The 14962-nt window shown below is 34.5% G+C and carries 18 protein-coding genes and 1 other RNA gene; 6 read left to right on the top strand and 13 right to left on the bottom strand.

Features of this window, described 5'->3' with window-relative positions:
- Positions 1-61 precede the first annotated feature (61 nt).
- Positions 62-249, bottom strand: a non-coding RNA gene (gene ssrS / locus ABOA58_RS12880) — 6S RNA.
- A 362-nt stretch (positions 250-611) separates the two neighbouring features.
- Here ssrS and tatA point away from each other — a divergent pair.
- Positions 612-818 carry a twin-arginine translocase TatA/TatE family subunit gene (gene tatA, locus ABOA58_RS12875; protein WP_101222064.1) on the top strand — a complete coding sequence of 69 codons (207 nt, stop codon included), beginning with the start codon at positions 612-614 and terminating at the stop codon, positions 816-818.
- Between the two features lie 326 nt (positions 819-1144).
- Here the strand turns inward: tatA and ABOA58_RS12870 are convergent, their stop codons facing one another.
- Complete coding sequence (locus tag ABOA58_RS12870; RefSeq protein ID WP_350302608.1) at positions 1145-2443, bottom strand: globin-coupled sensor protein; 1299 nt, start codon at positions 2441-2443, stop codon at positions 1145-1147.
- Between the two features lie 153 nt (positions 2444-2596).
- Positions 2597-4009 (bottom strand): amino acid permease, encoded by a 1413-nt coding sequence (locus ABOA58_RS12865; protein ID WP_350302607.1) that lies wholly within the window; start codon positions 4007-4009, stop codon positions 2597-2599.
- A gap of 501 nt (positions 4010-4510) precedes the next feature.
- Here ABOA58_RS12865 and ABOA58_RS12860 point away from each other — a divergent pair.
- Positions 4511-5572 carry a DUF3900 domain-containing protein gene (locus tag ABOA58_RS12860; RefSeq protein WP_350302606.1) on the top strand — a complete coding sequence of 354 codons (1062 nt, stop codon included), beginning with the start codon at positions 4511-4513 and terminating at the stop codon, positions 5570-5572.
- A 616-nt stretch (positions 5573-6188) separates the two neighbouring features.
- On the opposite strand, the gene ABOA58_RS12855 is transcribed toward ABOA58_RS12860, so the two are convergent.
- Positions 6189-7037 (bottom strand): pyridoxamine kinase, encoded by an 849-nt coding sequence (locus ABOA58_RS12855; RefSeq protein ID WP_350302605.1) that lies wholly within the window; start codon positions 7035-7037, stop codon positions 6189-6191.
- A gap of 209 nt (positions 7038-7246) precedes the next feature.
- On the opposite strand from ABOA58_RS12855, the gene ABOA58_RS12850 reads away from it, so the two are divergent.
- Complete coding sequence (locus tag ABOA58_RS12850) at positions 7247-7786, top strand: ECF transporter S component (RefSeq protein WP_096340597.1); 540 nt, start codon at positions 7247-7249, stop codon at positions 7784-7786.
- Positions 7787-8210: 424 nt separating this feature from the next.
- On the opposite strand, the gene ABOA58_RS12845 is transcribed toward ABOA58_RS12850, so the two are convergent.
- The 5 genes from ABOA58_RS12845 to ABOA58_RS12825 form a co-directional block, all read right to left on the bottom strand.
- Positions 8211-8378 carry a hypothetical protein gene (locus ABOA58_RS12845; RefSeq protein WP_176474949.1) on the bottom strand — a complete coding sequence of 56 codons (168 nt, stop codon included), beginning with the start codon at positions 8376-8378 and terminating at the stop codon, positions 8211-8213.
- Positions 8379-8522: 144 nt separating this feature from the next.
- Entirely contained in the window at positions 8523-8645 is a 123-nt protein-coding gene (locus tag ABOA58_RS12840; protein WP_286676225.1) for a hypothetical protein, read from the bottom strand.
- Between the two features lie 4 nt (positions 8646-8649).
- Positions 8650-8994, bottom strand: a complete 345-nt coding sequence (locus ABOA58_RS12835; RefSeq protein WP_350302604.1) for a YolD-like family protein — start codon at positions 8992-8994, stop codon at positions 8650-8652.
- Between the two features lie 85 nt (positions 8995-9079).
- A complete protein-coding gene (locus ABOA58_RS12830; protein WP_095396085.1) occupies positions 9080-9337 on the bottom strand; it encodes a hypothetical protein in 258 nt (85 codons plus the stop codon).
- A gap of 1 nt (position 9338) precedes the next feature.
- Positions 9339-9794, bottom strand: coding sequence for an endonuclease domain-containing protein (locus ABOA58_RS12825; protein WP_350302603.1), 456 nt, complete (start codon positions 9792-9794; stop codon positions 9339-9341).
- A gap of 389 nt (positions 9795-10183) precedes the next feature.
- On the opposite strand from ABOA58_RS12825, the gene ABOA58_RS12820 reads away from it, so the two are divergent.
- The 3 genes from ABOA58_RS12820 to ABOA58_RS12810 all read left to right on the top strand — a co-directional run bounded on the left by ABOA58_RS12820 (position 10184) and on the right by ABOA58_RS12810 (position 11929).
- Positions 10184-10414 (top strand): hypothetical protein, encoded by a 231-nt coding sequence (locus ABOA58_RS12820; protein ID WP_350302602.1) that lies wholly within the window; start codon positions 10184-10186, stop codon positions 10412-10414.
- Positions 10415-10687: 273 nt separating this feature from the next.
- Complete coding sequence (locus ABOA58_RS12815) at positions 10688-11581, top strand: hypothetical protein (RefSeq protein ID WP_350302601.1); 894 nt, start codon at positions 10688-10690, stop codon at positions 11579-11581.
- Positions 11582-11614: 33 nt separating this feature from the next.
- Entirely contained in the window at positions 11615-11929 is a 315-nt protein-coding gene (locus ABOA58_RS12810; RefSeq protein ID WP_350302600.1) for a hypothetical protein, read from the top strand.
- Positions 11930-12003: 74 nt separating this feature from the next.
- Here the strand turns inward: ABOA58_RS12810 and ABOA58_RS12805 are convergent, their stop codons facing one another.
- The 4 genes from ABOA58_RS12805 to ABOA58_RS12790 form a co-directional block, all read right to left on the bottom strand.
- Positions 12004-12666: an N-acetylmuramoyl-L-alanine amidase gene (locus ABOA58_RS12805; protein ID WP_350302599.1), complete on the bottom strand. Its 663-nt coding sequence runs from the start codon at positions 12664-12666 to the stop codon at positions 12004-12006.
- A 17-nt stretch (positions 12667-12683) separates the two neighbouring features.
- The gene (locus ABOA58_RS12800; protein ID WP_350302598.1) at positions 12684-12908 is read right to left on the bottom strand and encodes a BhlA/UviB family holin-like peptide; all 225 of its coding nucleotides are present in this window, start codon (positions 12906-12908) and stop codon (positions 12684-12686) included.
- A 72-nt stretch (positions 12909-12980) separates the two neighbouring features.
- Positions 12981-13298 (bottom strand): hypothetical protein, encoded by a 318-nt coding sequence (locus tag ABOA58_RS12795; protein ID WP_350302597.1) that lies wholly within the window; start codon positions 13296-13298, stop codon positions 12981-12983.
- Between the two features lie 920 nt (positions 13299-14218).
- Complete coding sequence (locus tag ABOA58_RS12790) at positions 14219-14929, bottom strand: hypothetical protein (protein WP_350302596.1); 711 nt, start codon at positions 14927-14929, stop codon at positions 14219-14221.
- Positions 14930-14962 lie beyond the last annotated feature (33 nt).

Here is a 14962-nt window from a genome sequence, read left to right as displayed (position 1 = left end):
AACATGCGTAAAAACAACAAAAAACCAGTCCCTTATCGGAACTGGTTTCTAATTAGTAAAGTAGGAAGCCGCCATTGCCGTATTCAAGTAAGAAAGTTTTAAACCACCACTCCTCAAAGTGGGTGTTTGCAGAAGCAATCCTGTTGTCCAAGTCAGTGACGAGGCATAACATTCCTGTTTCGATATAAAACTCCCTATTACAGCTTAAAGGTTAAAACTTAATTATCATTACGAACAACGCAGCTTGTATAGTTATAATACCGAAATATCTTCAATCATGCAAGTTTAATCATTCCGGACAATAAAAAAATTTCATGTTCCACATTAAGCAGGTGAAGCCAAATTATTCATGCCCAAACGTCAAAATTAACTGCTGCACTCTGATCTCTGTTACCGTCCCCCACTTTCATTGGTATCTTATTAAGTAATAGCATACTCGGGTAAGTAATATTTTTAGATAGAATGTGCAAGATAAAATTGGACGGGATTGAAAGCGTTGTCTTGTGCGAATCATCGGTTGCTGAACTCTATAATATATCCTAAATAACATTTGCAAATACATGGAAGGAGTCTATAATATTAAATAATAGAATTGATTGGAGTGACTAGTTATGCTTTCAAACATTGGCTTTCCCGGTTTAATTTTAATCCTTCTTTTAGCTTTAATTGTTTTTGGACCGAACAAGCTACCTCAAATCGGACGGGCAGTCGGCACTTCGCTTAGGGAGTTTAAGGATGCAACCAAGGGAATAACAGAAGAAATACAAGAGGAATTCAAGGATGACGTACAAGCTGCAAGAAAAGAATCGATAAAATGAAAAAGACGCCTGCACGCAGCAGGCGTCTTTGATGCGTTTGTGGCGCAGAACCGTCAGGCCACATCCCGACGTTTAGCTAAAAGCATGTTCTTCGACTTACACAAATTAGCTCATCGCTTTATTAATATAACATTAAACTTATTTTATATCAAGTGAATTATTGAGCAGCCTATTAACCGCATCCCTTGGAATTGATTCTAATCTTTTCAAAGCATGTTCTTATTCTATAAACCGCTTGGGGGTTTATTCAGAAATATTCTATCGAGTTGTTTATTAAAATACGAATAAGCCCCATAAAGCCGTTCTTACAAAAATGTTGAACTTCATTACAAGTTCATCGTCATTTGAGTCAATTGATCCGAGGAAACGGCCACTTGATTGAATGCTTCATTAATTTCGTCGAATATATCATTCAGCTCTGTCATTTCCTTGGTGATCTTAATATTCTGCTCTTTAACAGAAAGCATGGCCTTTGCTATATCAGTAAAAAATATGCCAGTTTCTTTTCCTTGTTTCGTTCCTTTAGTAATTTCCCCGCTAACCATGGAAATTGACGTGTTCATGACATTGGTAAAATGAGCAATTCCATTAACCAGTTTCACTACTTCCGAAACTGAGTCCTTGGTATTTTCCGACAGCTTCCTTACCTCACCAGCCACAACCGCAAATCCTTTACCATTTTCACCAGCTCTTGCCGCTTCAATCGCTGCGTTCAATGCCAACAAATTCGTTTGCTCTGCAATTGAAGTGATGATTGTGACAATTCGTTCAATTTCCTTTGAAGTATTGGATAGCTGTTCCATATCTTTTGAGATGATCGTCATTTGCTCCTGCGTTTTTACCAATCTTTTCTCTAATCCCTGTAACAGTTCGACTCCCTCTTTTGATTTTCCCTCTGCATGTATCGCAATCTCTGAGCCCTTTTGAGTGAAATCGTGAATTTCGACTACCTTATTTGCCATTAATTGAGTTGCTGAACTAGTCTCTTCACTGATTGCTGCCAATTCCTCTGCATTATGATTGACCTGCAGTTTAATCGTTTCTTTTTCTGCTAGGTTTTTTTGGCGAATCTTCTCATTTTCAAGTTCATATGCCTCTAAAACTATTTGCTGCTCCAGATTAAAAATTTTAGTGACAGCCAGAATGTTTTCTTGATATTGCTCTATATTCTTTATATTCGAAATTACATGAATGATTAATGACTGCAATAAATCCTGAAAAGCACTCATATACCATTTTGGCTGCAATCCAATTCGCACATGTACTTGTGCGATAATATAACGTTGTTTAATATACGTATCATCAATGTTCCCGCTAAACATTTCGTACATATGACGATGCAGTGTCTTTTTCAACCTATCAACAGAACTATTGTCTGATATGATTTTCATTAATGAGGGTTCATTTTCTAGATTTTTATAGAAATTCCCTACTATTTGGGTCAAATGTTTCTTCACTTCTTCCTGTAAAGAACGAATTATGCACAAATCCCCCATCGTCAAATGAATCATTTCCACTTGATTCAATACGCTCGGATATTCGCTGATATTGATACCGACGTGCTCCTTATATTGCATATAGTCTATCGAATCTATCTTTTGTTTACTTCTCCATATTCTTTTCATGATTGAATTGCCTCCAATTTTTTCTACCCATATATACTATTTCGACATAAAGTCTGTTAATCTTAATTCACTTTGATAAATTTTCTTCTTAAACACAAGACTTATGAACTATTTATGTCCAAATAAAAAAAGACACTCCAGAGAGTGTCTTTTTCAATGTTCATTTTCCTGCTGGTTAAGATTCGAGTGCTTACGGGAATAAGTGAAGTAAATGACTACTCCGATAGCCATCCAGATCAAAAACCTTATCCATGTATGACTCCCTAGCTGAACCATCAAGAATACGCAAAAAACGATTGCCAGACCTGGAACGAGCGGTACAGCCGGACAATAAAAAGCACGTTTCATATCAGGTCTTGTTTTCCGTAACACGATGACCGCAATGGAAATCATCGTAAACGCAGTCAATGTTCCAATGTTGACCAGCTCAGCCAATTCACCAAGCGGTATGAATGCCCCCAATAAGGCCGCTATCAAACCGAATATCCATGAAGCCGCATATGGTGTTTTATATTTTTTATGAAGTTTTGATAAGGATTTAGGCATCAGCCCATCTCGTGACATCGCAAACATGATTCGGGTTTGTCCATACAACATAACCAAGATTACCGTTGTCATTCCGAGGAAGGCACCTAGATCGATGATACCTGCAACCCAATTTTGTCCTGCGCTTTGCAAGACCAAAGAAATCGGGTGGTCAAGAGCCTTACTGAATTGTGCATACGGTACCACACCTGTCATGATCAAACTTACCGCCATATATAGCACTACACAAATGAATAATGAACCGAGAATTCCCCGTGGTAAATTCCTACCTGGATTTCTTGTTTCTTCAGCCGCTGATGCAACTGCATCAAAGCCGATGAAGGCAAAGAACATTAATGCGGCAGTTGAAAATACCCCATCGATTCCAAATGGCATGAATGGCTGCCAGTTTTCCGGTTTCACATAATATATAGAAGAAACGATGAACAACAAGACTACCAACACTTTAATAACGACCATTATATTATTGATTCTAGTCGTTTGTTTCGTACCTATGGATATCAAAAAGGTAATCGCCATGACTATCAAAAAGGCTGGTAAGTTCATATAAGTCGTAATACCTTCGACCGAACCCGGTGCTGCCGTCAATACTTTCGGAAAGTTAATTCCGAATCCACTTAAAAATGATTGGAAATAGCCCGACCACCCCGCCGATACGGCACTGACAGCCAATAAGTATTCAAGGATTAAATCCCAGCCGATTATCCAAGCGGCGAATTCACCTAAAGTTGCATAAGCATACGTATAAGTCGAACCTGATACCGGCACGGAAGCTGCAAATTCTGCATAAGAAAGTGCAGCGAATAAACAGGCAAGACCAGCAATGACGAACGATAATGAAAGTGCAGGACCAGCATTCACTGCACCAGTGCCTGTTAGAACAAAAATGCCTGTCCCAATAATCGCTCCAATTCCTAGCATCGTTAAATCCCATGCTCCCAGTTCCCGTTTCAATCCCCTACCGCCGGAACCTGCGTTTTTCAACAAGTCCTCAATGGACTTCTTTCTAAAAATACTCATGTTCTCTCCTCCGTAATTACATAAACTATTCTGAAAACTATAGACAAATAATTTCACTTACAATTTATATCGAAGAAATTTCGACAAATTTCTGCAATTCCTGAATTATCTGATTTTTAAATTATACGTATTAACCTTTTTATCGTCAATGATTTATTATTGTAAAATTCTGTTTTTTTTAATCTTTTTTAGAATTAAATCTCTATTACCCAACAGAATTATACATTATTAACAATATATAATTAACAATTCATTATTTTAATATTGATAAAGCGAGCTACTGAAGTATTCCATTAATTTATCTTGTAAACGTTCTAATTTTTTAATTCTATAAAGAATCATTATTTATTTTCTTCTATGTATTATTATGAAATAATACACCAAAATTATGCTAATCATTCATGTACCAATAGTTTGACGGAATCAAAGTACATAACTATACTTATTAAGTCTTAAAAAAAGTACGGGAATCATGCTTAATAATTGAAGAAGGTGACATTGATGGATTTTGCGATTACCTATCTGTCTTTTTATTTAATCCAAGTCGAAGGAAAAGGCGATCAGGCTGATAAGCGTTTTAAACATTTCCAAACTCTTGATACTGAAGAATACGAAGAAAGTCCTCTAAAGGATTTTTTGGATGGGGAATTGATGAAGATTTCCAAACGGAAAGTCGACCGTCATCCAAAAACTGAACAAATACCGACGAAAATCGGTTCTTTTATTGTCGAAGAAGGACATGCACTTGATTCCAACCCTAATTACAATGTATTTAACCGTGTTCGTTATGCAAAAACAAAACAAGAATTCCAAGAGGAAAATGAACAATTTACGCGCTCTTATATTGATACAAGTGCTGTCCGTGGCGGTGTCTTCATAATCGCATCGGCAAAATTAACGAAATATCTTGATGAACCATTCGTTTTCTTATTAAAATGTGATTTCGAGCCGAAAGTTGCTTCCATTTCGGATGAACGGACCTTGATTAGGCACGTTGAAATGGCAATCACCACTAAAAATATGAAATCCATTCAATACCCATACATGCCCGAAGAAGGAATGGTCGAAGAAGGCGAACTGAAAATCCATCAGGCCTCACATGCCCGCTACTTCGAGGACTTCTTGAAGTTCGTCGAATATGGCGAATCGATGCCGGAAATCATGAAAAATCAGGTCATCCATATGGTCCATGAACATGTATCCGCTCAATTCGAAGATAACAGTGACGAACTGCACAAATTCGAACAGGACCTGGAAATCTGGGAAACGAGTGATAAACGGGAAATTCAGGAACGCCTTGAAACCCACCAGGTCGTCGAAGCCACAGCCCAGATTGTCGAGCATACACCTGAAGCCGAAATGCGAATGAAGCTAGGCAGTACATCCGTCAAAGGACTGTTAGCCGATTTTGGCGATAGCATCCATTTAGGAAAGATTAATGGGAAGTATGTATTGATGATAGAATCCGATACGATAGAGTTCGATAAAGGTGTCTCGCCGATTGAGTTTCATAAGCCGGATGATTTGCAAGTTCTAATTGAAAAAATCATAAATAAAAGTTGATGATTTGTGAGCAAAAATGTGAGCAGTTATGTGATCAATTTTCGACCTTAAAATACTATTAATACTCTTATATCTAGCTACTAACTTACGTTAGTAGTTTTATTTTTTTCTCATTTTAAGCAAGCGTTTATTTTTTCTCTGTAAATTATAAAAACCCCACTCGTTTAGAATGGAGTCCTAACTTTTCATCTTTTCTCCTACTTTTAAATGTTACGAGATCGCAATGTTTTTATAAAAACATTGAACTGTAATCCATGTAGTCATCTGCTTCATCGAAAACTGAGATATTTTCGCATTTGTTTGACGCATTTTCTTTATTATTTCTGATCTATCCTTATCAGGAAATAGAGCTTCTAATTCCTCGATTGTAGATAATATTGTTTTTTCTTCAAGTAATTTTTCTTCATCTTTGTAAAGGTCTATGGAAGTTAAATATTTTCAAACTTTAACGAACATAAATACTGGCTGTTGTTAGGTAAATAGAAAGTTTCCTTATTATTTAAGTGATTTTTTACAATACTCGGCAAAATATAAGTACTATTTGATTTATACAAAAAGCTCGGTTAGTCAAAAAGCCGAGCTTTTGTTACTCTATTTTTTCCATTTTTTAAAGCATTCATAATAACATTCGTAAATATTTTTCGAAGTTAACTCCTTCTACTTTAGGAATTTGCTCCAAGGAGGAATCATTGATAGCCTCTGTCAGGAATGCCACTGCGAGCTGTACGGATTTTTCTAGGTTCTCTCCACGCATCATGCTTCCCATAATCACAGATGCAAATAAATCACCAGTACCTGAATAGCTTTCACCGTTATACTGCGTCGCACTATAAAAGGTTCTACTTCCGTCCAAATACATATTTCCGATAAACTGCTTCTCTGAATCTGCTGACGGTGGATTCATTCCAGTGATGATAACCTGAGCTCCCGTTTCTTGCTGCAACATATTCCCTGCTTCTTCTATCGCTTTAATATAGTCCTCTTTGTTTGAATAGCTATGCAGCTTTTCATAAGACAATCCGGTTAATAAACAGCACTCTGTAACATTTGGTGTAATGACATCTGCACGCTTCACCAGTTCTCTCATAAGTACCAGTAATTCATCGGTAAAAAGTTTATAGACTTCTCCTATATCCCCCATTACTGGATCAACAAGTAAAATGGTTTCTTTTGTATAAAATTTATCTAAAAAATGGAAAATATTATTAATTTGCTCTTCACCAGTAACGAAGCCGGTATAGATTCCATCAAAGGTTACATTAAGCTTGCTCCATTCTTCTATGAAGTATTTCATTTTGGATGTAAAATCTTCACAAAAAAAACTTGGATATCCGGTTTGCGCAGTCAATATGGCCGTTGGTAAAGGGCATGCCTGCACGCCCATGACCGAAAGAACCGGAATTGCAGCTGTTAATGAACATTTTCCAAAAGATGATAAATCCTGTAGTACAGCAACTTTTTTCATAATAACCTCCATATGGCCTATCCACTTTAAACTTTATTTATCTTATCATAAATCAGCTAAAAACAGTCATCTCCTCTCTCTTTTCAATACGTATAATATCTGTATTTTTTATCAACTGACCTCATAGTTTTTTAATAAATTGACACTTTTATAGACACCAGTCTTTTGCTAAAATCATAGGAAAATTCTAGTTAGGAAGGTTTACAGATATGCAAAATACACAAAGTTATTCAAGGTCAAGTCAAAAAACTATGGATTTAATTATTACCGCAATGTTGATTGCACTTGTGTTCCTATCTACTTTCTTTTTGAATATTAAACTGCCAATTGCCGCAAATGGAGGGTTAGTTCATCTAGGAACAGCTATGCTTTTTATTGCATCTATTTTATTTGGTCCTAAAAAAGCAGCTCTTGCTGGTGCGATAGGAATGGGGTTATTTGATATAGTTGGAGGGTGGACATTGTGGGCTCCTATCACCATTGTGGCGCGTGGTTTGCAAGGATATATAGTTGGTAAAATCGCTTGGTCAAAGGGTCGCAACGGTACTAGCATTGCTTTCAATGTAATAGCAACAATCGTTTCCATTCCATTTATGATAGCTGTTTATTATATTGGTGAAGGGATTCTATACGGTAATTGGATTGCACCTTTAGCTTCGATACCTGGAGATCTCGTTCAAAATATATTAGGAATTATCGTTGCCGTTCCAGTTTGTGTGGCTTTGAAAAAGGTTCCTTATTTTAAGTAAATTCGCTATAAAGGTAAACGTCAAGTAGTCCCCAAATACTACATGGATGGTGTATTTCGGGACTATGTTTTGTTTGCTTCCCTTTTTATCGGTACTCTGCATGCAGAGGGTAAACTAGATGACCACGACAAGACTTTATCTATTTCTTTTTTCATTCTTAAGTCTTTTAACGTGAGCTCTCATTTTATCTAATTCCTTTTGTTTCCCTTCTTCATCATTTGCCAATGCAGAAAATAAAGCTATCGTGCCTAATTTGTCGAATTCTACATCTCCAGATCCACCTTTAGTAAAACTAAAGTATAGTTCCGTATACGCCTTAGCCATTAATACGTAGTTAAGTTCATTTACAAATAGCCATTTCCTCGCAGTTCTTTTCTTGGTTTACTCTTTTTCACATTAGAATAGTCCTTTCAATTAAACTATTTTATTTATTCTTTTCCTTATACAAAAACAGCCTACTTTCTTCTTTGGCTATACACTCGAGAAGCTTCTTTCTGAAATATTCATTGATATCGATATTCTCCGTTGAGACAACTTCTACATCGGTCATATCAACATCATTAAGATTTATTTTCTTTGACTTTTTATCCAACCAATTATCACTCTCCCGTCCTATATAATAATCTCCAAACAAACATCTTCTATTCACATTTCACTAAATTCTCTATGAAAATAGCAACGAGTAAAATTATAGAAAATAAAAACTCACCAATCGTTATAGACTGGTGAGTTTTATTCATTTTGTATATTTAGCTAAGATTAACTTCACTTCTTTTTTCAAGTATTCATCTACTGTAAATTCATTTAGGAATGTTCTACTCTTAATCCACAGTTTTCTTTTTGGTTTTGCTTTAGCCATTTTTTCACTCCATTACTTCTACCGCAACAAGGTCTTCAAACTTCACCTTAATAATATGTCCCTTCTCATTTTCCAGCTCCAAATATATCGCCTTTGTGAATGGATCTAACCTATGTATCATCCCAACATACTCCCAATCAAAACCATCTTCCCAAACAGTAAACTTTACAGGTGAAGCAAACTCCATTGCGGTATGTATCTTGTTCTCAAACTCCTCTAACTGGTACTCATCTAATATTGGCTTTACTTGACGGTAATAATCCTTATTTACGTCAATTAATAATTTAACGTATTCAGGCAGCATCAAAGCAGGTTGCCATTTAAGCTTTCCACGATCTTTTATAGACATAAGAACATCTCCATTCATTCTATAAATACATTACAGAACATTTGTTCTTACTTTAGTCAAAAAAATGAAGTGAAAAATTTCCCTTTTAAAGATAACGTAGGTATTTTTCCTGTAACAGTGTTTTAATTAACTTCTCCATATCCAAGCTACCTTCTTCCGTTGCTATTCCAATTCCTTCTATATATGTGAATTCTTCAGTATCAATAATCTTTCGAGTAACTATTTTACCCTTTTCATTAAAGTCTTTATAATATGCAATTTCATCATAATCACTTATCTTTGCTTTAACTAACTCACCGTTTTTGTTGACGTATTCAATTGTTTCTACTTTACTTTTTGTCATATTACTCCTCCGAATGGCATCCACTTGAGCATTTCTTTTGGATTTCAGATTCAATTCGAGTTATCACCTTGCTCATATTACCATTGATGGCACTTCCACTAAATCGCAGCGTTTTCCATCCAATTGATCTTAAGTATGCATCTCGCTTCCTGTCGTGTGCTTTAGCTTTTTTGCTTGAGTGAAATTCTTTACCATCACATTCAATGGCTAATCGATATTCTGGAAATGCCACATCAATTCTATATCTTCTTATTGGATACTGTGTAGTTGGTTTATAATCCCTCATCCATAAAGCTTTTAATACCCTCTTCTCAATTGGACTTTGACATTTATCTAATTCCACAAAGTATGGGGGGATGTAATGATCCACTTTAACTCCTTTACTTCTTCGCATGTCCAAACCTAGAAAGACAAACCCTGTTATGACAAGTCCAAAAAATACGACATATTCTACCATTGTAAATAAATTTCCCCTTTCTCGTAGGTACAAGCACTCTTGAAGATGTCGCAGATCGAAAGGTAAATGAATTTTCATTAGATGAGGTGTTCGATAGTGAACCAAAGGGATAAAGCTATTATTAATGACTTGAGACAATTCAGAATGATGTCCAGAAACCAGATAGTTGAATTACACTTTAAGCACCTTAAGAATCCTATAAATTCATGTAATAGCGTTTTAAAGCGTTTAACAAGGGATAACTTTATCAAATGCAGCACTCTTCACTCTCCATACGTTTACTTCAACTCGACTGCAATATTAAACCAGACTCAACTAAAATCCCCCACTTCCTTGAACTTGTAGATACAGTTATTGAAATGAAAGCACATAGGGAAACCAAAAACCTCATGATAGAGCCTAAATATGGTGACAAAGGAACAATTGAACCCGACATTTTTTCTATTTGGTTTAATCCCATATTTATCGAAGTTCAACGGAATGTGTATACAAAAGAAGTCATGCAAAAGAAAATTGATCTTTATGAAGATTATTATGATACGGGCGATTGGAAAGATGAACCTTGGCAAAAGCCAGATAAAAAGGTATTCCCTTCTATCCTAATTATTACCCCTACTTGATATGCAGTAAAAAGTACTAAGCTTGAAATTTATCAATCCCCTTCCATATCTGAATTCATAGAAAGTAGTCAGGTGAATCGACACTACAAATCAAACCTAAACCTATTAACAATGTAATTCAATCGAATGGTGGATCGTTGAAGCTGAAAAAATAAAATGGATTTACAAAACATATCTATAACTGTTAATCTTCAAAAGTATAGATTTATTTACCTTTAAATTCTAGAAAGGGAATTAAATTCATTTCAACTAAATTAAAATAGGAGATAAATTGTGAAAATTAAACCATATAAAAATCCACTAATTGCAGCAATTGAAAAACAAAATAAATTAATTAAACATTCTATAGATCTTGCGTATTCAACCAAAGACATAATACCTCCTGTATTTAGAGAAATACGAGAAAGTGCAATAGCCGTTGGAAATGTTGACCAAATTATGAAATCTGTAATTCCACAGTATAAAATTCAAGATACTTTTGAAAAGATACGCAAAGGGATTAAACAAACTGAGGAAGATATGGAAATATTTCAGGCTACAATTGTTGAATTAGGATATCCCCCTCACTATGATGTTGATATTAGACAGATGAGAATTATTATTAGAGATTTCATTGATGATAAGAAACAAGTAGTGGAATATATTGATGAATTTATGGCATGGAATTATGATGCTACTGCTGTCTATGAAATGCTGATAAAGTGGGAAGGTAAACCATTTCTTGATAAAAGAATTCAAATTTTAAGAAATGTAGTTAGATCTCACAATCAAGGAATGTATCATTTATCTGTTCTGGGAATTATCTCTCAGTATGAAGGACTTATCGTAGATGCTTTTAAAATTACTGGGTATGTAAATGGAAACATTCAACAAATACTTTTAGAGCATTTATTGAAACATGAAAGTATGAGCAGTTTGGGTTTTGACAAGGTAATATTTGATTATTATAACTCAAATATTTTAGTATCTTTCCGACATGGAGAAGAATTAGGTAACGATATTAGTCGCCATGCTATATTACATGGCGGTCACACAAATTTTGGCACTTTACCTATATCGCTGAAAGTCATTTTGCTTTTCGATTATCTAGTAGACGTTATTGAAGATTTAACTCCGGAAAGAATATTAGAATGTCAGATGGCTGTTGAACAGAAAAGAAAGAAATAAATTGGTTGCTTTAAAAAGGAGTGGGTAATTAAAATGAAAATACCTTTAAATGGTTGGGATGAATTTAGAGAAGACATGCAGCCTTTCATTGATCAAGCTTATAGGAAAGAAATAACTATGGAGCAGTTTAAAGAGAATTATGATAGAACTTATCAAGAACTTGTTAGAAGATATGCTCCACGTTTAGAAATAATAGGATGGTTGGGAGGAGAAAGGGATGATTTTGGAGTGTATGAAAATAAAAAAGATGCAATCCAGGGAATTACTCCAACAAACATATTAAGTGAATTGTTAGACGAGTTTAAAGGAAAGAAAGTTAAATTAAGTATTAATGTAATTGAAGACTAATAGAACCTTAGTATTAAATTTCCTATTAATAAAGAAACAAAAAGCCCCTCTCGATTATGAGAAGGGCTATAATTCTATCCTTTTACGATATTTACTGAATATCCTTTTTTCTTTAGCTCTGCGGCTAACTTAGCAGAATTCTTCTCATCAGAAAAAGCACCTACTTGAACCTTATGTAAAACACTTTTCTTTTCAACTGGTTTAGCTTGTTCATTCAACTTCTTGCCTGATAACGTCTCTGCAATCGCCCTACACACCTTATCGAAATTCTTTTTGTAAGCATCTGCATTAGACTTAGTATCAACAAAGCACACTTCAATCAAAATTGCAGGTTTAGTTGTCCCTTTTAAAAATCCTAAATCAGTTCTCTTTTTAGCACCACGATCTTTAATTCCAAGTGCATCTGCAATAGCTTTTGAAACTTTTGCAGCAAATGCCTTATTTCCGTCACCATAATAAAGTACCTCAGTACCTCCTGTTTCCTTTGTACCCGCATTAAAATGTACAGATACATCTAAATCCCGACTTTTGCCATTGTGATATTTAACTATTGTATTTATATTATCTCGTTGAGTTTTTGACGTATCATCATTAAATGTATGTACTTTACATTCTAGGTCTTTCAGATATTCATCAACTTTCGGTACTACCTTCCTAGCTTCATATACTTCGTCTAGATACCCACTTGCACCACGGACTACTTTAGCTTGTCCACTTGAAATAACGAATTCATTCATTTTGTATTCCTCCCTGGTTATTTATTATCCTGTACAATAATTTGTTTAATTTCATTTACATCTTGAGCCAATGTTGAGAATGCTTGAGCTTGTGTTTCAATTACGTCCTGATTCTTTTCAATTACAGATTGATAATTCGCTTCCCGTTCTTTGTTAGTTTTCATCGTTGTCCATAGTAACCATACGAATAAGACTGTGTATCCACCCTGTTTTAAAAATAAATTAAATATTTCTGTTTCCAATCCAATACACCCCTTTCATCGCATAATAAAAAGCCGCCCTTTAAATAGGACGACTTAGGAATTTCTTACTTATTAACTTCGTTCTTTTGCTTTTTTCACAATATATTTCATAGCTCCTACAGGTGAAGTTAAACTTAAAGCTAAATCTGCTATTTCTAAAATATTGTTTGAAAAAGTATCTTTTTTCTCATTATTATTTTTTGTAGTTCTAAGTTGTGGATATAATTCTTTACGCCTGCCTTGATAATGTTTATAAATCTGTAACTCAATGTCAACGTTCATCAAGGCCCATTTTATATATTGCAAGTTATCGTATCTTACCAATAATAAAAAGTATTCATCAATATTGAAAATAACTTTTCTATCCAATTCTTTATCAGTTTTTTTCATTTCTAATTCTAATAATTCGATAAAAATCTCTTTGATATCCTCATTTAATAATTCAAAAGTTTGTGCAAGATCATTAATCTCATCAATAGTTTTAAAAAGTGGATCACTAAAATTAACAGGAATTATTTCATCTAATTTTTCCGGTTTAATTTTTATAAATTTAATTACAGGATGACTATCGTTATTTAAATCATCCTTAATTTAATTTCACATTGAGAACAATAAACTGCGTTTTCGGTAATTTTTTCAGCTCCGCAAAATGGACAATTTTTCATACTTTACCTCTTTTACCATATAGTTATAATTTACTATAACATGGCATCTCAAAAAATATAATTTTTTTAAAGAACCTTGTCTAAAAAATGCCTCCTTTTATTTAGTATGCTAACTTTCCATTCCCAAGTCCTCCTATTCTGCAGGTGCTCTCACTAATACCTAACTGTATGTCTAGTATCTTAAATCCAGAGTAAAAAGCCGCCCTTTTGGGACGACTTGAATTGTATTGCTATTTAGCTTTAAGTAACACACAAGTTATCTCATTGTTCGTATCCTTCTAAAAAGAAAAAAGGACAATCATTCCTTTTGTCGAATTATAAATAAAGGTTACATATCAATTTTTTCAAAGGAGGAAATTATCATAGGTATTAATAAATCATCTACTGAAACCAGATCTATAGAGGGTAAGATTGTATCCCCACCTTCTCCTCCAACAACAAAAAAATAATTAATGATTATTTTCAGTGAGCACTAATTGTTCAATTTTCTTTTTTAAAAGAAATCAGGAAGGATGAATCACATGAGTAAAAAACAAGTAGGATCTACATCCCCAATTAAACTAACTGGAAAAGCTCCAGGTGGAGGAATTAATGGATCTGTAGACGGCAAAATAGTATCCCCACCGCCTAAGAAGATATAGGCTTTCATTGACTATCTTCAGGAATGGCTTTATCTTTTAGATTCCTATGATCTATCTCTTCAATAACCATTCCTGATTTGGTGTCAACAAAAACTCTTTTAACCTCATAATCATAATGTTCGTTAATTGATTCTTTCCATTCATTTGTTTTCTCCAATACAAGTCCTTTATCGGTTTCTAAGGGTCTTGAAGCTTTCGCCATAGAACCTATAATCTTTTCCTCAGGTTTATCAATTTTATAAACAATATAGACAGCTTCTTTCTCTTTTTCATTCTCATTAACTTTAATGAAAAATTCTTCCCAAACTGATGTACTTGAAGATAATGGTGCTATCTTTCTGGACTTTCTAACTTTATTAATCACCCAATGGAGTATATTGTTTCCCCATAAACTCCAAAACGAACAAATTAAAAAGCTTACTATAAAACTTAAAAATAAAAATAATACTAAATACTGAATATCTGATGTTGCAGTATTTAAATTTTCAACTGTCCATACTCTTTTTACTGATAAAGGACCATTTTCAAATATCGCTCCCCAGACATTTAATACTAACAGTGTACCAAAACTCACAGGAAGCCATAATAAAGCTGCTATCCCTGATAGCTCTGGTGCAGTATGTTTTACAGAAGGGGTAAGCCCGAATGCCTGCAACCAGAAGTAAGCCATAATACCAGGTAAAATAAATACAAATGTACTCAAAAATTCTGCCACAATTCCACCTCACTATAATTAATATTCTACATT

Source organism: Peribacillus frigoritolerans (assembly GCF_040250305.1).
Taxonomy (GTDB): Bacteria; Bacillota; Bacilli; order Bacillales; family DSM-1321; genus Peribacillus.
The sequence above is the reverse complement of the archived record's forward strand: the minus strand, read 5'-3'. Positions and strand labels throughout refer to the sequence as shown.

Coding starts and splice junctions, on each gene's coding strand:
- tatA (WP_101222064.1), top strand. CDS start 612: ATGCTTTCAAACATTGGCTTTCCCGGTTTAATTTTAATCCTTCTTTTA.
- ABOA58_RS12870 (WP_350302608.1), bottom strand. CDS start 2,443: ATGAAAAGAATATGGAGAAGTAAACAAAAGATAGATTCGATAGACTAT.
- ABOA58_RS12865 (WP_350302607.1), bottom strand. CDS start 4,009: ATGAGTATTTTTAGAAAGAAGTCCATTGAGGACTTGTTGAAAAACGCA.
- ABOA58_RS12860 (WP_350302606.1), top strand. CDS start 4,511: ATGGATTTTGCGATTACCTATCTGTCTTTTTATTTAATCCAAGTCGAA.
- ABOA58_RS12855 (WP_350302605.1), bottom strand. CDS start 7,037: ATGAAAAAAGTTGCTGTACTACAGGATTTATCATCTTTTGGAAAATGT.
- ABOA58_RS12850 (WP_096340597.1), top strand. CDS start 7,247: ATGCAAAATACACAAAGTTATTCAAGGTCAAGTCAAAAAACTATGGAT.
- ABOA58_RS12840 (WP_286676225.1), bottom strand. CDS start 8,645: ATGGCTAAAGCAAAACCAAAAAGAAAACTGTGGATTAAGAGTAGAACA.
- ABOA58_RS12835 (WP_350302604.1), bottom strand. CDS start 8,994: ATGTCTATAAAAGATCGTGGAAAGCTTAAATGGCAACCTGCTTTGATG.
- ABOA58_RS12830 (WP_095396085.1), bottom strand. CDS start 9,337: ATGACAAAAAGTAAAGTAGAAACAATTGAATACGTCAACAAAAACGGT.
- ABOA58_RS12825 (WP_350302603.1), bottom strand. CDS start 9,794: ATGGTAGAATATGTCGTATTTTTTGGACTTGTCATAACAGGGTTTGTC.
- ABOA58_RS12820 (WP_350302602.1), top strand. CDS start 10,184: ATGATAGAGCCTAAATATGGTGACAAAGGAACAATTGAACCCGACATT.
- ABOA58_RS12810 (WP_350302600.1), top strand. CDS start 11,615: ATGAAAATACCTTTAAATGGTTGGGATGAATTTAGAGAAGACATGCAG.
- ABOA58_RS12805 (WP_350302599.1), bottom strand. CDS start 12,666: ATGAATGAATTCGTTATTTCAAGTGGACAAGCTAAAGTAGTCCGTGGT.
- ABOA58_RS12795 (WP_350302597.1), bottom strand. CDS start 13,298: ATGAAAAAAACTGATAAAGAATTGGATAGAAAAGTTATTTTCAATATT.